Source organism: Pseudomonas sp. 910_23 (assembly GCF_052850795.1).
Genome location: NZ_VXCZ01000002.1, coordinates 91,985 through 111,902, shown reverse-complemented (window position 1 = coordinate 111,902; position 19,918 = coordinate 91,985). Strand labels below are relative to the sequence as shown.

Sequence of the window (19,918 nt, the reverse complement as noted above, 5' to 3'; positions counted from 1 at the left end):
CGATCACTCAATCTCTGCCATCCAGGCCGTGTCCCTGAACCACTTGTCATGCAAGTGATCGTAGGAGCCATCCTGAGCGATCTGGTTGAGAAAGTGATTGATCCAGTTGAGGCTGTCGTAATCACCCTTTTTCAAACCAAACGCCAGGGGCTCAAAGGTGAAGGGTTGTTCCAGTGTCAACAAGGCGCTGTTCTGCGGCCGGCTCATCGCGATCAGGTTGTAGGGCGCATCATGGATAAACGCATCGAACTTGCCTTCCACGACCTGCCGCACACCGTCTTCCGGGGTCGTCACCGTGCTCAGTTGAGCAGCCCCCAGAAAACGCTGGGCTGCTGCCTCTCCGGTCGTGCCCTGGATAGTCACCACCCGGTAGCTGGCGTCGTCCAGCTCTTCGATGCTGGAAACGATGCCGGCCAGGCGGGGGTGCAGCAGCACGGTCTGACCCACCACAATGAAAGAGTCGCTGAAGTTGAGCTTCAGGTTGCGCTCTTGGGTGACGGTCATGCCACTGCCAATCAGGTCGAATTTCTTCGCCATCAACCCCGGTACCAAATCCGTATACGGCACCGCAATCAGCTCAAGTTCCACGCCCAGTGCACGGCTCATGGCGCGGAGCAAGTCAATTTCAAAACCGACGATGCGCCCCTGCTTATCGAGCATCTCGAAGGGCACGTAATTGGGCGTGGTCCCCACCTTCAACACGCCGCGACGAACAGCATCGTCCAGGGCGCCCGCACTCAGCAGACCCGCGTAAGCCCATAGGAAAACGCTAACCAGCAATACCGAACAATACCTTTTGATCATGAATGCCCCCGTGGCGAGTCAAATTTTGGGGGGCGATGCTAACCCAGCGACAGGCACGACAATACGCCTCGATCAAAGGTCTTTTGTTTCGAAATAACAAGGAGTTAGGGATAAAAGGAAGCGACTGTAAACGCTGTAGGACCAGCGTCTGCAGCGCCCCCGAGGCGAGCCCTCGGGGGCGTCTGAATCAGGCCGGTTGGGCCTGCGGCGACTGCGGTTGCAGAGGCAGCAATGGCGCGTGCGGATCTGCCTTGATCGAAGCACGCCAGGCACCGAGCCACTCGGCATGACCTTCGTTCCAGACCTGCTCATGCAGGCGAGCCAGGGCTACCGGATCGCTGAGCAGGGCCAGGCGTTCGCTGTTGTTGAGGCCGGCAGGCCCGACTTTCAACGCATGGCGAACGCGCTCCATGCGCAGGTACTCGATCGGCTCGGCCTCACGGTGACGCGAGGTCGCCAAGGCACAGGCCAGGGCGTTCTGCTGCGGGTCGACCACCGAACGCACGAAACCGTCATTGAGGGCGTGCCAACGGTTTTCGTGGGTGTACTTCTCGGTCGACAGCAGCGCTTGCGGCGGATTGTATTCCTCGGGGATCAGGAACAGGCTCTCGTCACGGGACTTGAGGCCCAGCTTGACCCGGCTGGAAATCACCGACACCGGAATCGACAGCATCAGCGAGCCGACAATCGGCACCAGCCACCACAGGAAACTTGGGTTCAACCACACCACCAACAGCGCCCACAGGAAGCCGAGGATAGTTTGCGGGCCGTGACGCTTGACCGCTTCACTCCAAGGCGTGGAGTCGTCGTCACGCTGCGGCGAGTTCCAGGTGGCAGCCCAACCGAGGAAAGCGGCGAGGACGAAACGGGTGTGGAAAATCATCCGCACCGGCGCCAGCAGCATGGAGAACAGCATCTCCAGCAGCATCGACAAGGTCACCTTGAACTTGCCGCCGAACTCCTTGGCACCCTTGGCCCAGATCAGGATGATGCTGAGCAGCTTGGGCAGGAACAACAGCACGATGGTGGTGGAGAACAGCGCCACCGCCTTGTCCGGGTGCCATTGTGGCCATAGTGGGTACAACTGGCGCGGCGCCATGAAGTACTGCGGCTCCATCAGGGTGTTCACCGCCAGCAACGCCGTGGACAACACCAGGAAGAAGAACCACAACGGCGCCGACAGGTAGGACATCACGCCGGTCAGGAACACCGCACGGTGCACCGGGTGCATGCCTTTAACCAGGAACAGGCGGAAGTTCATCAGGTTACCGTGGCACCAGCGACGGTCACGCTTGAGTTCGTCCAGCAGGTTCGGCGGCAGTTCTTCGTAACTGCCCGGCAAGTCGTAGGCAATCCACACGCCCCAGCCGGCACGGCGCATCAGAGCGGCTTCAACGAAGTCGTGGGAAAGGATTGCACCGGCGAATGCGCCCTTACCTGGCAACGGCGCCAGGGCGCAGTGCTCGATAAACGGCTTCATGCGGATAATGGCGTTGTGACCCCAGTAGTGGGATTCACCCAACTGCCAGAAGTGCAGGCCGGCGGTAAACAATGGGCCGTATACGCGGGTAGCGAACTGCTGCATACGCGCATACAGGGTGTCCATGCCCGACGCCCGCGGCGCGGTCTGGATAATCCCCGCATCCGGCGTGGCTTCCATCAGGCGTACCAAGCTGGTCAGGCATTCGCCGCTCATCACGGAGTCAGCGTCGAGAACGACCATGTATTTGTAGTCGCCGCCCCAGCGACGGCAGAAGTCGTCGAGGTTGCCGCTCTTGCGCTTTACACGACGGCGGCGGCGGCGATAGAAGATCTTGCCAAAGCCGCCAGCTTCGCGGCACACGTCGAGCCAGGCTTGCTGTTCGGCGATGCAGATGTCGGCGTCGTTACTGTCGCTGAGCACAAAGAAATCGAAGCGATCCAGGTCACCGGTGGCGGCTACCGATTCGAACGTGGCACGCAAACCTGCGAATACCCGCGGCACGTCTTCGTTGCAGATCGGCATTACCAGTGCGGTGCGCGCATCCTTCGGAATTGGCTCGTTACCGGCACTTTTACCGGAGATGCGGTATTTATCGTGACCGGTCAGCAGTTCCAGGAAGCCCATGAGTGCGGTCCAGAAACCGGCCGAGACCCAGCAGAACAGAATCCCGAACATGATCAGGATGCTGGTTTGCAGCGCGTAAGGCATTACCTGAGTGGCGGTTTGCAGCAGGGTCTGGTTGCGGATTTCATCGAAGTCGACCAGCGACCAGCCCTGGTACGGCATGATGCCTTTCATGTACCAGCCGGCGACAATGGTCTGGCCCAACATCAACACCAACAGGATATAGCGACGGATCGAACCCACGGTACGCCAGCGGGCAGCGGGCAGTACGCGCTCATCCTTGGGTGGCTTGGGCGGGTTGGTGCGACCCGTCATCCGGCGCCAGCCGCGCACCAGGATGTTGGTGCGCCAGGGCTCGGGCACCACTTTGGTCCGGCGGATCGGCGGCGTGGCTTTAAGACACACGCGACCGCTGGCGTCGAGCGCCAGCATCTCGGCGTCTTGCAGCTCTTCGGCGCTGTTGAGGGTCAAGCGACGGCCGACCGAAGCCTGGGCGGCCTCAGTCGGTGCGTCGAAAGTCGACGACGACAAGCGTTCGTGCAATTCGCTGAACGAGTTGCAGCCCGCCAGCTCGGCGCGCTGCTCAGCGGTCAACGGGAGGTGCGCCAGATACTCGCTCAGAGTCTCTGGCCGGACATTTGAATTACTCATCGGCAGGCAACTGATAGCTCCAGGTTTCGGTCAGGACTTGTTCGGTCTTGGCCGGCTCCGGTGTGGCTGGGGCAGCTTCTGGCTGCGGGTCTTGCTTGTCTTTTGCGTCTTTCCTGGCCTGTTTCTCGTGCTGCTTGGCCAGGACTTTGTCAGCCTTCAACACGTGATTGGAAACCGGCTCAGGCGCTGGTTGCACCACATCCTGCACCAGTGCCGCACGCATTTCGGTCGGTTTGCCTGCGTCCTTGATCTTCATACGCAGAGTCAAGCGCCAGCCTTTGGTGTGTTCGTTGTAGCGCACACTGTTTTCAACCAGTTCGGCGTTGTCGCCCACGCTCACCTGGCTGCGCACCGGGGCGTCCGGCAGCAGTTTCTTCAGGGCTGGGCCCTCGAAGTCCACCAGGTAGGCCACGCTGCCATCGGGCTGACGGATCAGGTTGGATTGCTTCACGTCACCGGTAGAACGCAGGGTCTGCTTGACCCAAGCGCTGTCCGGCGAATGGAATGCAGCGTCGTCCAGGGTCCAGTGCAGACGGTAGGCGATGTCCAGCGGCTTGCCGACTTCCGGCAGTTCGGCCGGGCTCCAGAACGCCACGATGTTGTCGTTGGTTTCATCGGCTGTCGGGATCTCTACCAGGTCAACGGAGCCCTTGCCCCAATCGCCTTCAGGTTCGATCCAGGCGCTTGGGCGCTTGTCGTAGTTGTCGTCCAGGTCTTCGTAGTGGCTGAAGTTGCGGCCACGTTGCAGCAGGCCGAAGCCACGCGGGTTCTCGACGCTGAAGTTGCTGACCGACAGGTGTTTAGGGTTGTTCAACGGGCGCCAGATCCACTCGCCATTGCCGGCGTGGATCGACAGGCCGCTGGAATCGTGGAGCTCGCGACGGTAGTTAAGCACCTTGGAAGGCTGGTTGGCGCCGAACAGGAACATCGAGGTCAACGGGGCAACCCCCAGCTTGCTGACCTTGTCGCGCAGGAACATCTGGGATTTCACATCGACCACGGTGTCAGTGCCGGGGCGCAGGATCAGGCGATAGGCACCGGTAGCGCGCGGCGAGTCCAGCAGGGCGAAGATCACCAGGTGCTTGTCGCCCGGCTTTGGTCGCTCGATCCAGAACTCGGTGAACCGTGGGAACTCTTCACCGGACGGCAGCGCGGTATCGATAGCCATGCCACGGGCAGACAGGCCATACACCTGGTCCTTGCCGACGACGCGGAAATAGCTCGCGCCGAGCATGGTCATGATTTCGTCTTGCTTGTCGGCCTTGTTGATCGGGAAAAGCACACGGAAACCGGCATAGCCCAGCTGTTCGGTGGCTTTGGGATCAAATTTCACGTCACCGAAATCGAAGCGAGTCGGGTCGTACTTGATTTCATGCACGCTGTCGGCGGTGACTTCATTGATTTTCACCGGCGTATCGAAATGCATACCCTGGTGATAGAAGGACAGCTTGAACGGGGTGTTCTGATCGGCCCACTCGGCTTTTTCGTTGCGGAAACGAATCTTCTGGTAGTCAGCGAATTTCATTTCGCGGAATTCGTTCGGCAGATTGCTGCGCGGAGCTTCGTATTTCTGCCCGGCCAGCTCTTTTGCCTTGGCCGACACATCATCCAGACTGAATGCCCACAGTTGACCCGCGCCGAACAGGCAAAACAGGGCAGAGCCCGTTACCAGTGCGTTTCGTAACCGTTTGGCAGACAATTTTGGTGCATTACAGGGACTAACAATCACGAGCAACCCTCGCCGAAAACAGATCAAAAAACCAACGGCCAGCTATCTATATGCCAGGTTGGCGAGCAATGTTCCGACTCCCCCAAGGCAAAATGATTCCCCAAAGGCTATCGGACAAGGCTCTACCTAAGTCAAAAATGGACCAAACAACGCTGATCCCCGTAGCGCGCGATTATCTAGTAGCCCGCGAGACAACGCATCAGGGACAGCGAAGTATTTGTAGCGAAAACCTGCGTTTTTAGGCATTAAAGTCGTTTTTCATACATTCATGTCTGTAAGAGAAAGGTCACAGGGCCATCATTGACCAAATGCACCTGCATATCAGCGCCAAAACGCCCTGACGCCACCTTGCCATGCAATTGTTGCGCTTGTAACAACAAGTGCTCAAAAAGCGCCGCTCCCAAGGCCGGAGGGGCAGCGGTGGAGAAGCTTGGCCGCAGCCCGCTCTTCGTGTCCGCCGCCAGGGTGAACTGCGACACCAGCAGCAACCCGCCGCCGATATCCTTGAGCGAGAGGTTCATCTTGCCCTCGGCGTCACTGAACACCCGGTAGTTAAGCAGCTTGTGCAGCAGTTTGTCGGCGCTCTCGGGCGTATCTGTAGGTTCGACGGCGACCAGCACCAGCAAACCTTGGTCAATCGCCCCCACGACCTCACCGGCTACTTCGACGCGGGCGCCACGCACCCGCTGCAACAGGCCCTTCATGCTTCTTCAGGCGGCAGATCAAGCAGGCGCCGTGCCATCTCGCCGGTGGCGCGCACCAGCGCGTCGGTGATGCCCGGCTCAGACGCGGCATGGCCAGCCTCGCGAATCACCTGCAACTCACTGTTGGGCCAGGCCTGATGCAGCTCCCAGGCGTTATCCAGCGGGCAGATCATGTCGTAGCGACCATGGATGATGATGCCCGGCAGATGGGCGATCTTGTGCATATCGCGAATCAGCTGGTTGGGCTCCAGGAAGGAGTTGTTGGTGAAGTAATGGCACTCGATACGCGCAATGGACAGCGCGCGTTGCGGTTCGGAAAAACGCTCCACATGCTGCGGGCTCGGACACAGGCCGAGCATGCGCCCTTCCCAACCCGACCAGGCTTTGGCCGCATGCATCTGGGCGATCTGGTCGTTGCCGGTGAGGCGCTTGTGGTAGGCGGCAATCATGTCGTGGCGTTCTTCCACCGGGATTGGCGCCAGGTAGTCCTGCCAGTAGTCCGGGAAAAGACGGCTCGCGCCCTCTTGGTAGAACCAGTGAATATCCTGCGGGCGGGCCAGGAAGATGCCGCGCACAATCAGGCCAAGCACACGCTCTGGATGGGTTTGTGCGTAGGCCAGGGCCAGGGTTGAACCCCAGGAGCCGCCGAACAGCACCCATTTGTCGATGCCCAGGTGCTCGCGGATGCGCTCAAGGTCGGCGACCAGATCCCAGGTGGTGTTGTTCTCAAGGTTGGCGCGGGGGGTGGAGCGCCCGCAGCCACGCTGGTCGAAGGTGACGATGTGGTAGAGGTTCGGATCGAAATAGCAGCGGCTCTGGGCGTCGCAACCGGCACCTGGCCCCCCGTGGATGAACACGACGGGCAAGCCCTCGGGAGAGCCACTTTCATCGACATACAGCGTGTGGGTGTCATCGACTGCCAGATCATGCCGGGCGTAGGGTTTGATCTGCGGGTACCAAGTCTGCATTGCGCGCTCCGTAGGGTGTCGGGTTCATCCCTGGGGGGACGTCTATTATTTTGCCGTCTCGCATCATAAACCCGAATTGTGCAATGAGCATGTCATTGAGCGCTTAGACCTGTGTCAGCCCTTCGCTGCTCAGGTAATGCAGCACGTTATCGTCGAGTTGCTGCAATTGCGTCACTGCCCTTTCCTACAAATCAGCGAGCAAGACATCTCACTACTGCGGAAAACTCTTAATTGCGACTGGATTCGACATCGCCAAGCTCAGAGCTCGCCAACTTTGAATAGAGAATCCCATGTCGATCAGCAGACTTCCCCCGCAAGGAAGTGCCACATATCAACAAGTTGAACAGTTCAGGCGTCGTGATGATCGTGGCGGGCACATCGAAATCAACGGCCTGAAGTCCAAGACCGCAGAGGAAGCCACTGCGCGACTGATAAGCCCGAATCCGATCTGGAAGGATAAGAACGGCGATGGCGTCATCACCATCACCTATTCATTTACCCCCGGCTCCGATAAACCTGAAGGGCAACATGACAGTTACCAAGGCGTGACTGATGTGTCCGAAGCAAACAAAGCCAAAACCCGCGAGGCACTCAAGCTCTGGGAAGATGTGACAAACGTGAAATTTGTAGAAGGGCCGAGAAATGAACAAAGCGAAGGTCATATCAACTTCGGCAACTTCAAAACCAGACTGAATGACAAAGGTCAGTACACCCCTTTCAACCCCCACGCCTTGCCGCCGACGAAAGACAGGCTAACGGCGCATGTCTGGACCACAGAAAAAGAAAGTGCAGGCCCGAGCGGTATGACGACTCTGATCCATGAAGTCGGCCACACGCTTGGCTTGAAGCATCCAGGAGGCAACTACGGAACAAAATATGAACAGCAAAAACTCGGTTATGTGGAAGATTCCCGTTCCCACACCATTATGAGCAAATACCAGCATGGCTCGGTTGCGAAGTCCCCCCTACAGGATGACATCACCGCCATACAGACCCGGTACGGTGTAAACCACAATACTCGCAAAGAGGACACCGTCTACGGCTTCAACTCCAACGCCAACCGAAACTTCCTCAAGCTCAAGTCCGAAAAGGATGAGCTCAGAGGTACCCTTTGGGATAGCGGCGGCAACGACACACTGGATTTATCCGGCTATCAGAAAAACCAAAAGATCAACCTGACGCCTGGCACCTTCACCAATGCCAATGGTCGCGATCGAAACCTCTCTATTGCCCGGGGCGTCATCATCGAAAACGCGATTGGTGGCAAAGGCAATGACCTGATAATCGGTAACGACGCCGACAACATACTCAAGGGTGGTGATGGCGACGACATTATTGATGGTGGCAGAGGCGCGGATAAACTGTGGGGCGGAAAAGGTGCCGACACCTTTGTTTATGGTAGTTGGACTGAATCGAACAGCGTGGATGGAACCGACGAAATCATGGATTTTGAAAGCGGCAAGGACAAGGTCGATGTGTCGGGCATACGCAGTAAAATCGGAGACGCCCCATTGCGATTTGTCGATGGCAAATCGGCGCAGATGCAAAAAGGCGACGCCTCCATATCCTACGACCCACACAAGAACATCAGCACACTGCGGGTCTTCGATGGCCAAGGTCAGCCACTGGAGGTGAAGGTGCACGGCGACCTGAAACAAAGCGATATTGTCCAGTGACGGTCAAACGCGCGTGCAACTCTTAGCAACACCGCCCGCCTCCTCAGCGCTGCTGTCGATTCCTGGCCGAGCCACCGATCACAGCGGTCATCCACAGGCCGGCAACGATCAGCAGGCGCGACTGGCTTGCGGTGGCGATTTCAGCCGTACTGCTTTTTCCCCCAGGCCAAACAACCTTGCAACAACTGCTTCAATACCTCCCGCGTCGGCTCAGCCAAATCCGCCCGATACCGAAACGGCTCAACCTCTTCCATATACGTGCATTGCCCCAACTCCAACTGCACCGCATGAATATCCTGCGCGGGGTTGCCGTAGTGACGGGTGATATGCCCGCCCTTGAAGCGCCCGTTCAACACATGGCTGTACTGCGGATGCCCGGCGCAGATGGCTTCCAGTTGGCTGGCCAACTCGGGATCACAGGCAGCGCCGTTGAAGGTGCCGAGGTTGAAGTCCGGCAGCTTGCCGTCGAACAGGTGCGGGATCACCGAGCGGATCGAGTGCGCATCGAACAGCAACGCGTAGCCGAATTCGGCCTTGAGCCGTGCCAGTTCCTCCTGCAGCGTGCGGTGATACGGGCCCCAAATCTTCTGCAAGTAACTGGCGCGCTCGGTCTCGTTCGGCTCCAGCCCCTCGCGGAACAAGGGCACACCATCGAACAGCGTCTCCGGGTACAGGCCAGTGGTAGCGCCGGCATAGAGCGGCTTGTTGTCGGAAGGCCGGTTCAAGTCGATGACAAACCGCGAGTACTCCGCCGCCAGGGTGCTGGCGCCCAGTTCTTCGGCAAAGTCATACAGCAGCGGAATATGCCAGTCGGTGTCCGGCAGGCTTTGCGCTTGGGGAATCAACCCGGCCTCGACCGCAGGCGTCAGGCGCACGCCGGCGTGGGGCATGCTGATCAGCAGCGGTACGCGGCCTTGTTTGAATGTCAGAACCTTATCCACAACACCACTCCTTACACAGTGACGTCGGCGCCGTGGCGCACAACGCGTTTATCCAGCTCGCCGCCCAGCCAGTAGGCCAGGTCAGCGGGGCGATCAATCTGCCAGGCGACAAAGTCAGCGACCTTGCCCGCTTCCAGGGAGCCATGGGTGTCGCCCATGCCCAACGCGGTGGCCGCATGTTGCGTGGCACCGGCCAGGGCTTCTTCGGGCGTCATGCGGAACAGGGTGCAGGCCATGTTCAGCATCAGGCGCACCGACAACGCCGGGGAAGTGCCGGGGTTGAGGTCGCTGGCGATGGCGATCTTCACGCCGTGCTTGCGCAGGGCCTCCATGGGCGGCAACTGGGTTTCGCGCAGGAAGTAGAAAGCGCCCGGCAGCAACACGGCGACCGTGCCGGCAGCGGCCATGGCGATGGCATCTTCTTCAGTCATGAACTCAAGATGGTCGGCCGACAACGCGTGATAGCGCGCCGCCAGGCTGGAACCGTGCAGCGATGAGAGTTGCTCGGCGTGCAGCTTTACCGGCAAGCCAAGCTGGTGGGCAACCTTGAACACGCGCTCGACCTGTTCGGGGGAAAACGCCAGGTATTCACAGAAGGCATCCACCGCATCCACCAGGCCCTCTGCGGCCAGCGCCGGCAGCATCTCATTGCAGATGTGCTCAATGTAATCATCGGCGCGGTCCTTGTACTCCGGCGGCAGCGCGTGAGCGGCCAGGCACGTGGCGCGCACGCTGACCGGCAGCGCTTCACCCAGGCGCCGGGCCACGCGCAGCATCTTGCGCTCGTTGGGCAGATCCAGGCCGTAGCCGGACTTGATCTCCACGGTAGTCACGCCGTCACGCAAAAGGCTGCGCAGACGTTTTTCAGCGCTCAGGAACAATTGATCTTCCGTGGCTGCACGCGTGGCACGCACGGTACTGGCAATCCCGCCGCCCTTGGCCGCGATGTCGGCGTAGCTGACGCCTTCGAGGCGCTGCTCGAATTCGCCGCTGCGATTGCCACCAAACACGGTATGGGTGTGGCAGTCGATCAGCCCGGGGGTGACCCACGCGCCTTGCAGGTCATGCACCTGGGCGTAATCGGCCGTAGGTGCCTGGCTGCGCGGGCCGATCCACTCGATCAGCGAGCCCGCTGTCACCATCGCGGCATCCTCGATAATCGAGTATTTGCCTTGGGCCATGGTTGCGACGTGGCAGTGTTGCCAAAGGGTTTTCATCAACGCCTCCCTAAGTTATCGATGAGACAAAGCCTGTTCGTAATGGACCTTGGCCGCTTGCCCGGCAGCGGGCTTGACCCACAGCAGGTACGCGACGATCAGCAGCACGATCCACACAGCGCCGACCATCAAGGCCGCCTGGGTGTCCGGGAAGTAACCGAGCACACCAAACACAAACAGCATGAACACAATGGCCGCTGCCGGCGCATAGGGCCAGAACGGCACCGGGAATTTCAGTTCGGCGACCTGCTCCCTGGTCATCGAGCGACGCATGGCGACCTGGGTAAACAGGATCATCAGCCAGACCCACACGGTGGCAAAGGTGGCGATCGAAGCGATCAGCAGGAAGACGTTTTCCGGGATCAGGTAGTTGAGCACCACGCCGCCGAGCAACGCGGCGCCCATCACCACCACGGTCATCCACGGCACGCCTTGTTTGGACAACTGCGCAAAGCCCTTGGGCGCCTGACCTTGCTGGGCCAGGCCGTACATCATGCGACCGGCGCCGAAGATGTCGCTGTTGATGGCCGAGACCGCCGCCGAGATCACCACGATATTGAGAATGGTCGCCGCCGAGCCTATCCCCAGGTTACTGAAGATCTGCACGAACGGGCTGCCCTGGCTGCCAATTTGCGGCCACGGGTAGATCGCCATCAGCACGAACAGGGTCAGCACGTAGAACAACAGGATACGCAGCGGTACCGCGTTGATCGCCTTGGGGATCACTCGCTGCGGGTCCTTGGCTTCACCGGCAGTGATGCCGATGATTTCGATACCGCCGAACGCAAACATCACCACCGCAAACGAGGCGATCAAGCCACCAATGCCGTTGGGCATGAAGCCGCCGTGCGCCCACAGGTTGCTCAGGCCGCTAGCCTGGGTTTCACCCGCCGAGTGAATGCCGAACAGCATGATGCCGAAACCGCCGAGGATCATCGCCACGATGGCGCCGACCTTGAGCAACGACAGCCAGAACTCCATTTCGCCAAAGACCTTGACGTTGCACAGGTTCAGGCCGCCGATCAAAAACACGATGCCCAGCACCCAGACCCAACGGGCTACCTCGGGAAACCAGAAGCCCATGTAGATGCCGAACGCGGTGACGTCGGCCAGGCAGACGATGATCATTTCAAAGGCGTAGGTCCAGCCGAGGATAAACCCCGCCATGGGCCCCAGGTAGGTGCTGGCGTAGTGGCCGAACGAGCCGGACACCGGGTTGTGCACGGCCATTTCACCGAGAGCACGCATCACCATGAACACGGCGGCGCCGCCGATGAGGTAAGCCAGCAGCACGGCGGGGCCGGCCATCTGGATAGCGGAGGCAGAACCATAGAACAGCCCGGTGCCGATCGCGGAACCGAGTGCCATGAAGCGAATATGTCGGGCGTTGAGCCCGCGTTTCAAACCTTTTTCTGGCTGGTGCATTTCTCTTCCCTATTATTCTTATCCCGAGAAAATCTGAATCTGGCGAAAATCAATGTGGGAGCTGGCTTGCCTGCGATGGCGGACTTCCAGCCAGCCCATCTGGCGCAGACACACCGCTATCGCAGGCAAGCCAGCTCCCACATTGGGTACCGGGGAGCTTAAAGGCTCGGCAGCAACTTGGCCGGTACCAGCTCATTCAGGCAGCGGGTGGCGAGCAGTTCGCTGGCGGCGTTGATGTCTGGGGCGAAGAAGCGATCCTTGTCATAGAACGCCACCTTATCGCGCAGGATGCCGCGGGCTTTTTCAAGTTTCGGCGAGGTCTTCAGGCCGTCGCGCAAATCCAGGCCCTGGCACGCTGCCAGCCATTCCACCGCGAGGATGCCACGGGTGTTCTCGGCCATTTCCCACAGACGCTTGCCCGCAGCCGGGGCCATGGACACGTGGTCTTCCTGGTTCGCCGAGGTCGGCAGGCTGTCGACGCTATGGGGATGGGCCAGCGCCTTGTTCTCGCTGGCGAGCGCAGCAGCCGTCACCTGGGCAATCATGAAGCCGGAGTTCACCCCGCCATTGCCCACCAAAAACGGTGGCAGTTGCGACATGTGCTTGTCCATCATCAACGAGATGCGTCGCTCGCTCAGGGAGCCGATTTCGGCAATCGCCAGGGCCATGTTATCGGCGGCCATGGCCACCGGTTCGGCGTGGAAGTTGCCACCGGAAATCACATCGCCTTCGGCGGCAAATACCAGTGGGTTATCCGACACCGCGTTGGCTTCCACCACCAGCACTTCGGCAGCCTGGCGGAACTGGGTCAGGCAGGCGCCCATGACCTGTGGCTGGCAACGCAGGGAGTAAGGGTCTTGCACCTTGTCGCAGTTCTGGTGCGACTGCGAGACCTGGCTGCTTTCGCCCAGCAGGTCACGATAGGCCGCAGCCGCATCGATCTGCCCGCGCTGGCCACGCGCCGCATGAATACGCGCATCGAACGGCGAACGCGAACCCAGTACGGCTTCCACGGTCAGCCCGCCACACGCAAGGGCGCCGGCGAACAGGTCTTCACCTTCGAACAGGCCGCGCAATGCATAAGCGGTGGACACCTGGGTACCGTTGAGCAGGGCCAGGCCCTCTTTGGCGGCCAGGGTCAGCGGTGTGAGGCCAGCCACTTTCAGCGCTGCGGTCGCGTCCAGCCATTCGCCTTTGTAGCGCGCCTTGCCTTCGCCGAGCAGGACCAGGGACATATGCGCCAATGGCGCCAGGTCACCGGATGCACCGACCGAACCCTTGAGCGGAATGTGCGGGTACACCTGGGCGTTGATCAGCGCAATCAGCGCGTCGATCACCTGGCGACGGATCCCGGAGAAACCACGGCTCAGGCTGTTGACCTTGAGCACCATGACCAGCCGCACCAGCGCATCGCTGATCGGCTCACCGACGCCGGCAGCATGGGACAGCACCAGTGAACGCTGGAGGTTTTCCAGGTCTTCGCTGGCGATACGGGTCGAGGCCAGCAGGCCAAAACCGGTGTTGATGCCATAGGCGGTGCGGTTCTCGGCGAGGATCTGCTCCACGCAGGCAACGCTGGCTTCGATCTGGGCCGAGGCGCTGTCATCCAGGCTGAGGGTTACCGGCTGCTGGTAGATGGCACGCAGTTGGGCGAGGCTCAGTTGGCCTGGAATCAGGTTTAGCGCAGTCACATTCGTTCTCCTTGTGAATTATTCTTAAGTGTTCAGTGCAAATTCGGTAACGCAGTGTCTTTAAGCAACTGGGCAGCGGCGGCAATATCCGGCGCCAGCCAGCGGTCCTGCTCGTAAGCGGGGACCACTTCGCGCAGCAAGCGCCAGGCGTGATCGGTACCGGCGCCCAAGCGCTGGTCCTTGAGGAACTCGAACGCCTGGGCCGCCAGCAAGTATTCGATGGCAAGAATCTGGGTGACGTTGGCCAATACCTGGTGCAGCTTGAGCGCGGCGTTGGTGCCCATGCTCAGGTGGTCTTCCTGCAGGCCCGAGGTGACGAAGTTGTCGAGCACCGCCGGTTGCGCCAACTGGCGGTTTTGCCCGCACAAGGACGCGGCGACGTACTGCACGATCATCATCCCGGAGTTGACCCCCGGGTTGCTGACCAGAAAGGCCGGCAAGCCGCTGACGTGCGGATTGATCAGGCGATCCAGGCGGCGCTCGGCCACCGAGCCGATTTCGGCCATGGCGATGGCGAGCATGTCGGCCGCCAGCGCCACGGACTGGCCGTGGGGGTTGGCCTGGGACACCACGCGGTAGCTGACCGGCGTGCCGAGCACCAAAGGGTTGTCGGTGGCGCTGTTGAGTTCGGTCTCGATCTGGCGCGTGGCGTGCTCCACCTGATCGCGGGCCGCGCCGTGGATCTGCGGGATCGAGCGAATGCTCAAGGCGTCCTGGGTGCGGATACCTTTGCTGCTGGCGATCACCTCACTGCCGTCGAGCAACGCACGCAGGTTGCTGCCCACTTGCTGCATACCCGGGTGCGGCTTGAGGGCGATGATTTCTTCGTCGAAGGCATCGATCTGGCCGCGCTGGGCTTCGAAACTCATGGCGCCGATCACGTCGGCCCATTGCAACAGGTGGTGCGCGTCGGCCAGGGCCAGGCAACTCAGGCCGGTCATGCACGGCGTGCCGTTGACCAGGCACAGGCCATCCTTGGCACCGAGTACCACGGGCTGCAAGCCTTCAGCCTGCAACGCGTATTGCGCCGTGACGATCCGGCCGCGGTAACTCACATTGCCGATGCCGAGCAAGGCCACGCCGACATGGGCCATGTGGGTCAAATACCCCACCGAACCCTGGGATGGCACTTGCGGCGTGATGCCGTGATTGAGCAGCGCCAGCAACGCGTGCACCACCTGCGGGTGCAGGCCGGATTTACCGTGGCTGTAGTTGATGATTGCCGCGCACATGATCGCGCGGGTCTGCTCGTCGCTGAGCACCGTGCCGACGCCGCAGGCATGGCTGAGCAGCGTATTGCGCGACAGTTGGCTCAGTTGCCCGCCCTCAAGCGACACATTGCACAACGCGCCCAGGCCGGTGTTCACACCATAGGCGCGCTCGCCGCTGGCGACGATGCGCTGCACGATGGCCTGGGCATTGTCGATGCGCGCCCAGGCGTGGCCCGAGAGTTCGAGCACTGCGCCGTGGCGAGCAACGGCGGCGACGTCCTGCCAGCGCATCGGGGCGTCGGCGATGATGATTTTGGTTGCCTGGGACATCGTTGACCTCTTCATATTCTCTAAACCTTTGGCGGCCTCATCGCGGGCAAGCCCGGCTCCCACATTTGAACTGTGTGAACCCAATCAAATGTGGGAGCTGGCTTGCCTGCGATGGCGTCCGTCAGACCACCGCCGCCCGCCGCTGAACAAACCGGTCCACATACTCGTCCGCCGGCGAATGCAAAATCTCCCGCGGCGTGCCGACCTGGATCAACTTGCCGTCCTTGAGGATCGCAATGCGATTACCAATGCGCACGGCTTCGTCGAGGTCATGGGTGATAAACACGATGGTCTTGTGCAGGGTCTTTTGCAGCTCGAGCAACTGGTCCTGCATTTCGGCGCGGATCAGCGGGTCGAGGGCGCTGAAGGCTTCGTCCATCAGGATGATGTCGGTGTCTGCGGCCAAGGCGCGGGCCAGGCCCACACGCTGGCGCATACCGCCGGAAAGCTGGTGTGGGTATTTGCTTTCGTAGCCCTTGAGCCCCACGGTTTCGATCCAGTGCAGGGCGCGCTCAGCGCATACCTGCTTGGTTTCACCGCGCACTTTGAGGCCGTAGGCGACGTTGTCGAGCACGCTCTTGTGGGGCAACAGGCCGAAGCTCTGGAACACCATGCTGATCTTGTGGCGACGGAATTGGCGCAGGGCTTCCATGTCCAGTTGCAGGATGTCTTCGCCGTCCACCAGGATCGCGCCGCTGGTGGGATCGATCAGGCGGTTGAAGTGGCGCACCAGGGTGGACTTGCCGGAACCTGACAGGCCCATGATCACGAAGATCTCACCCGTGCCGATGCTCAGGGACAGATCGTTCACGCCGACCACGCAACCGGTCTCGGCCAGTACCTGGTCCTTGGTCTTGCCCTGGCCGACCATCGCCAGGGCGTCCTTGGAACGGGCGCCGAAGATCTTGAAGACGTTCTTTACTTCGATTTTGCTGACAGTCGTCATTTGCTCGCCTCATGCCGTGGGCGGCCATAAGCCTGGGTAATGCGGTCGATGACCACTGCGAGAATCACGATCGCCAGCCCGGCTTCCAGGCCACGGCCGACGTTGAGGGTCTGGATGCCGACGAGCACGTCTTCACCCAAGCCGCGGGCGCCGATCATCGAGGCGATTACCACCATCGACAGCGCCATCATGGTGGTCTGGTTGATCCCGGCCATGATGCTCGGCAGCGCCAGCGGCAGTTGCACGCCGAACAGTTGCTGCCAGCGGTTGGCGCCAAAGGCGTTGATGGCTTCCATGACCTCGCCATCGACCTGGCGAATGCCCAGGTCGGTCAGGCGAATCAGCGGCGGCGCGGCGTAGATCACCGTGGCGAAAATCGCCGGCACCTTGCCCAGGCCGAACAACATCAGCACCGGGATCAGGTACACGAAGCTGGGCATGGTCTGCATGATGTCCAGCAGCGGCATCAGCACCGAACGCAGGCGATTGCTGCGCGCCGACAGGATGCCCAGGGGAATGCCGATCAGCACCGAGATCACCGTGGCGACCATCATCAGTGCCAGGGTTTGCATCAGCTTGTCCCACAGGCCAACCGCGCCCACCAGGAACAGCAAACCGACGATCACCGCTGTGGTCACCAGCTTGCGCGTGGCGTGCCAGGCGATGCCCCCGACAATGGCCAGCATCAGCCACCAGGGCGCCATGCGGAGCAGGCCTTCCAGGTTGACGATGGCCCATAGCAGGGTGTCGGAGATGTGCCGGAACACATCGCCGTAGTTGGTGACCAGCGAGTCCACCCAACCGTTGACCCAGTCGGCGATGGAAAACGTAAAACTCTCAGGAAACATATCGTGCTCTCGATCCAGTGGGTTGTGGCCAGCCGCTCGGCCACCCCTGAGGGTAGCCGTGCACACTTGACCTACAAGGCCGCTTCGATTTTCTTGGCTGCGTCGTCGCTCACCCAGGCGTGCCAGACTTCAGGATGTTCCTTGAGGAAAATTTTCGCCAGTTTCGGCGACTCGATTCGCTCCTTGGCCATGCGGCCGAGGTTCTGGTTGAGCAGGTCGATGGGCAGGTTGACCTTTTCCAGCACGGCCACCAGTTCTGGCGCTTGTTCGTGGAAGGTCTTGGACAGTCCGACCTTGATGCTTACGCTCTTATCCACGCCGGGCTTTTCTTCCAGCTTGACCAGGTCGACCTGGCCCATCAGCGGTGTCGGTGACCAGTAGTAGAACAGGATCGGTTCGCCGCGCTTGTAGCTCGACAGCACCGCCGCATCCAGCGCCGGGCCGGTGCCTGGGCGGAAGTTGGTGTAGGTGCTTTCCAGGCCGTAGCTCTTGAGCATTTCGCTGTTGTCCAGCTCACAGGTCCAGCCGGCCGGGCAGTTGTAGAAACGGCCCTTGGAGGGCTCTTCCTGGTCCTTGAACACCGAGGCGTATTTGGCCAGGTCGGCGATGCTTTTCAGGTCCGGGGCCTTGGCTTCCAGCTTGCGCTTGGCGTCGCCCTCGATCACATAACGCGGCACGTACCAGCCTTCCACCGCGCCGACCACCGGGGCACCTACACCGACGACTTTGCCGGCCTTCTCGGCCTTGTTCCAGACTTCGCTGCGGCCTACCCACTCTTCGGCGAAGACCTGGATGTCGTTGCTACCCAAGGCGTTTTCCATGGTGATGGAGTTGCCTGGCAGGCTGTCGGTTTTGCAGTCGTAGCCTTTTTCCAGCACGGTTTGCAGGATGTCGGTGAGTAACATGCCGCTTTCCCAATTCAGGCCGGCGAATTTCACCGGCTTGCCGGATTCGCACCAGCCGGCCGCCTGGGCGCCGGCGCTTGCCAGCAAGCCCGCTGAGAACAAGGTAGCCAGCAAGGTCTTATTCATAGTCATTGTTGTGACGCTCCCAATCATGAAATGGATTACGGCAGTCAGTAGGCGTCCTGCCCTGTCCACGTCCCATCAGGCTTGTGCAGCCAGCCCGTTTGTTGTGGGTAAAGCGCCCTGCTCTGTCGGCAGGATCAGGTGATCGGGTACCGTGCCGTGCCATTTTTTCGCACACACGTAATACAGGGCCGCCGGCAGTACCAGGCCGATGATCCAGGAGATGTCCACGTTACCCAGCGCGGCCACCAAAGGGCCGGTGTAGAACTTGGTCGAGATGAACGGCAACTGCACCAGCACGCCGAAGACATAGACACTGATACCCAAGAGGTTCCAGCGGCCATAGCGACCGTTCGGGTCGGCCAGTGCCGGCACGTCATAGCGCTCGCGGGTGATGCAGTAGTAATCCACCAGGTTGATCGCGCTCCAGGGCGTGAAAAACGCCAGCAGGAACAGGATGAACGACTTGAACGCACCGAGGAACGAGTGCTGGCCAAGCAAGGCGATCAGGGTTGCCGTACCGACGATGGCGAGCACGAACACCAGGCGTTGCACACGCGTGACCTCCAGGCGACCACGAAAGCCGCTGATGATGGTCGCAATGCACATGAAGCTGCCGTAGGAGTTGAGCGTGGAGATGGTGACCTTGCCGAACGCGATGCTGAAGTACAGCAATGCAGCGGTGGCCCCCGTGCCGCTCAAGCCAACGATGTAGGCCACTTCATGCCCGGCAAATTGGCCATTGGACATGGCCGCAGCGAACACGCCGAGTACCATTGCCACCTGCGCGCCGATGACCGAACCCGCGCCAGCGGCGAGAAAGGTTTTCACCGACGACGTGTTGCTCGGCAGGTAACGAGAATAGTCCGCCACATAGGGGCCGAAAGCGATCTGCCAGGAGGCCGCAAGCGACACGGCCAAAAGAAAACTGCTCCAGCTGAAATGTCGGATTTGCAGGAGCGCGCCAACGTCGGTCTGGCTCATCAACCGACTGAACAGGTACACAAAGGCAATCACGCCAATGACGCTGGCGACACGGCCGATGAAATGGATCACCCGATAACCCAGCACGGTGACCAGCACAATGACACTGGCGAAAATCAGGATACCGACGCTGTCGCTGACCCCGAACAACTGGCCCAGCGCCTGCCCCGACAGCACGGTGCCGGTAGCGGTAAAACCCAGGTACATCAAGCACACCAGTACGATCGGGATAGCCGCACCATACACACCGAACTGCACCCGGCTGGAGATCATCTGCGGCAAACCAAGCTTGGGGCCTTGCGCCGCATGCAGCGCCATGACCCCGCCACCGATCAGTTGACCGACCAGCAGGCCGATCAACGACCAGAACACATCACCACCCAGCACCACGGCCAGGGCCCCGGTGACAATCGCGGTGATCTGCAGGTTGGCACCCATCCATAGGGTGAACTGGCTCAATAGACGACCGTGTCTTTCCGCTTCCGGGATGTAGTCGATCGAACGCCTTTCGATCAACGGGGTGGTGTCGTTTGCAGCCATGTTGTTCAACCTCTGATGGATTGTTTTGTGCGCCGATTGCTCTTCTGTGGGAGCTGGTTTGCCTGCGACAGCATCACCTCGGCCCTACTGACAGACCGCGTCGTCTGCATCGCAGGCA

At 60.5% G+C, this 19,918-nt stretch carries 15 protein-coding genes; 1 reads left to right on the top strand and 14 read right to left on the bottom strand.

The genetic code is table 11. The features are described 5' to 3' along the window. Nucleotides 1-3: 3 nt before the first annotated feature. From FW800_RS02685 to pip, 5 genes are all read right to left on the bottom strand, one after another. On the bottom strand, nucleotides 4-804 hold the full coding sequence (locus FW800_RS02685) for a transporter substrate-binding domain-containing protein (RefSeq protein WP_032878330.1): 801 nt from the start codon (nucleotides 802-804) through the stop codon (nucleotides 4-6). A gap of 187 nt (nucleotides 805-991) precedes the next feature. Continuing rightward, nucleotides 992-3,562, bottom strand: coding sequence for a glucans biosynthesis glucosyltransferase MdoH (mdoH, locus tag FW800_RS02680; RefSeq protein ID WP_005783974.1), 2,571 nt, complete (start codon nucleotides 3,560-3,562; stop codon nucleotides 992-994). Next, nucleotides 3,555-5,291, bottom strand: coding sequence for a glucan biosynthesis protein G (locus tag FW800_RS02675; protein ID WP_005783973.1), 1,737 nt, complete (start codon nucleotides 5,289-5,291; stop codon nucleotides 3,555-3,557). Before FW800_RS02675 ends, mdoH begins: the two co-directional genes overlap by 8 nt. A gap of 266 nt (nucleotides 5,292-5,557) precedes the next feature. Then, the gene (dtd, locus tag FW800_RS02670) at nucleotides 5,558-5,995 is read right to left on the bottom strand and encodes a D-aminoacyl-tRNA deacylase (RefSeq protein ID WP_005783971.1); all 438 of its coding nucleotides are present in this window, start codon (nucleotides 5,993-5,995) and stop codon (nucleotides 5,558-5,560) included. After that, nucleotides 5,992-6,963 carry a prolyl aminopeptidase gene (gene pip, locus FW800_RS02665; RefSeq protein WP_005783969.1) on the bottom strand — a complete coding sequence of 324 codons (972 nt, stop codon included), beginning with the start codon at nucleotides 6,961-6,963 and terminating at the stop codon, nucleotides 5,992-5,994. The genes dtd and pip overlap by 4 nt, the downstream gene beginning before the upstream one ends. 290 nt (nucleotides 6,964-7,253) lie before the next feature. Between pip and FW800_RS02660 the strand changes: the two genes are divergently transcribed. Continuing rightward, nucleotides 7,254-8,639, top strand: coding sequence for a M10 family metallopeptidase C-terminal domain-containing protein (locus tag FW800_RS02660; protein ID WP_446436917.1), 1,386 nt, complete (start codon nucleotides 7,254-7,256; stop codon nucleotides 8,637-8,639). Nucleotides 8,640-8,779: 140 nt separating this feature from the next. Here the strand turns inward: FW800_RS02660 and hutG are convergent, their stop codons facing one another. The 9 genes from hutG to FW800_RS02615 form a co-directional block, all read right to left on the bottom strand. After that, nucleotides 8,780-9,580, bottom strand: a complete 801-nt coding sequence (gene hutG, locus FW800_RS02655; protein ID WP_446436916.1) for an N-formylglutamate deformylase — start codon at nucleotides 9,578-9,580, stop codon at nucleotides 8,780-8,782. An 11-nt stretch (nucleotides 9,581-9,591) separates the two neighbouring features. Further along, on the bottom strand, nucleotides 9,592-10,797 hold the full coding sequence (gene hutI / locus FW800_RS02650) for an imidazolonepropionase (RefSeq protein ID WP_446436915.1): 1,206 nt from the start codon (nucleotides 10,795-10,797) through the stop codon (nucleotides 9,592-9,594). Between the two features lie 15 nt (nucleotides 10,798-10,812). Further along, on the bottom strand, nucleotides 10,813-12,222 hold the full coding sequence (locus tag FW800_RS02645) for an amino acid permease (RefSeq protein WP_032878336.1): 1,410 nt from the start codon (nucleotides 12,220-12,222) through the stop codon (nucleotides 10,813-10,815). Nucleotides 12,223-12,380: 158 nt separating this feature from the next. Continuing rightward, nucleotides 12,381-13,913 (bottom strand): histidine ammonia-lyase, encoded by a 1,533-nt coding sequence (gene hutH / locus FW800_RS02640; protein ID WP_005783960.1) that lies wholly within the window; start codon nucleotides 13,911-13,913, stop codon nucleotides 12,381-12,383. A gap of 32 nt (nucleotides 13,914-13,945) precedes the next feature. Continuing rightward, nucleotides 13,946-15,454: an HAL/PAL/TAL family ammonia-lyase gene (locus tag FW800_RS02635; protein WP_446436914.1), complete on the bottom strand. Its 1,509-nt coding sequence runs from the start codon at nucleotides 15,452-15,454 to the stop codon at nucleotides 13,946-13,948. Between the two features lie 121 nt (nucleotides 15,455-15,575). Next, nucleotides 15,576-16,400 (bottom strand): quaternary amine ABC transporter ATP-binding protein, encoded by an 825-nt coding sequence (locus tag FW800_RS02630; RefSeq protein ID WP_050549364.1) that lies wholly within the window; start codon nucleotides 16,398-16,400, stop codon nucleotides 15,576-15,578. Continuing rightward, nucleotides 16,397-17,248, bottom strand: coding sequence for an ABC transporter permease (locus FW800_RS02625; protein ID WP_032878340.1), 852 nt, complete (start codon nucleotides 17,246-17,248; stop codon nucleotides 16,397-16,399). Before FW800_RS02625 ends, FW800_RS02630 begins: the two co-directional genes overlap by 4 nt. A gap of 71 nt (nucleotides 17,249-17,319) precedes the next feature. Further along, nucleotides 17,320-18,285 carry an ABC transporter substrate-binding protein gene (locus FW800_RS02620; protein ID WP_103733951.1) on the bottom strand — a complete coding sequence of 322 codons (966 nt, stop codon included), beginning with the start codon at nucleotides 18,283-18,285 and terminating at the stop codon, nucleotides 17,320-17,322. Between the two features lie 69 nt (nucleotides 18,286-18,354). After that, nucleotides 18,355-19,800 (bottom strand): purine-cytosine permease family protein, encoded by a 1,446-nt coding sequence (locus FW800_RS02615; protein WP_103733952.1) that lies wholly within the window; start codon nucleotides 19,798-19,800, stop codon nucleotides 18,355-18,357. Nucleotides 19,801-19,918: the final 118 nt, after the last annotated feature.

Excerpts from the sequence above, each read along its gene's own strand:
- FW800_RS02685 (WP_032878330.1), bottom strand. The coding sequence starts at position 804 with ATGATCAAAAGGTATTGTTCGGTATTGCTGGTTAGCGTTTTCCTATGG.
- mdoH (WP_005783974.1), bottom strand. The coding sequence starts at position 3,562 with ATGAGTAATTCAAATGTCCGGCCAGAGACTCTGAGCGAGTATCTGGCG.
- dtd (WP_005783971.1), bottom strand. The coding sequence starts at position 5,995 with ATGAAGGGCCTGTTGCAGCGGGTGCGTGGCGCCCGCGTCGAAGTAGCC.
- pip (WP_005783969.1), bottom strand. The coding sequence starts at position 6,963 with ATGCAGACTTGGTACCCGCAGATCAAACCCTACGCCCGGCATGATCTG.
- FW800_RS02660 (WP_446436917.1), top strand. The coding sequence starts at position 7,254 with ATGTCGATCAGCAGACTTCCCCCGCAAGGAAGTGCCACATATCAACAA.
- hutI (WP_446436915.1), bottom strand. The coding sequence starts at position 10,797 with ATGAAAACCCTTTGGCAACACTGCCACGTCGCAACCATGGCCCAAGGC.
- FW800_RS02645 (WP_032878336.1), bottom strand. The coding sequence starts at position 12,222 with ATGCACCAGCCAGAAAAAGGTTTGAAACGCGGGCTCAACGCCCGACAT.
- FW800_RS02635 (WP_446436914.1), bottom strand. The coding sequence starts at position 15,454 with ATGTCCCAGGCAACCAAAATCATCATCGCCGACGCCCCGATGCGCTGG.
- FW800_RS02630 (WP_050549364.1), bottom strand. The coding sequence starts at position 16,400 with ATGACGACTGTCAGCAAAATCGAAGTAAAGAACGTCTTCAAGATCTTC.
- FW800_RS02625 (WP_032878340.1), bottom strand. The coding sequence starts at position 17,248 with ATGTTTCCTGAGAGTTTTACGTTTTCCATCGCCGACTGGGTCAACGGT.
- FW800_RS02620 (WP_103733951.1), bottom strand. The coding sequence starts at position 18,285 with ATGACTATGAATAAGACCTTGCTGGCTACCTTGTTCTCAGCGGGCTTG.
- FW800_RS02615 (WP_103733952.1), bottom strand. The coding sequence starts at position 19,800 with ATGGCTGCAAACGACACCACCCCGTTGATCGAAAGGCGTTCGATCGAC.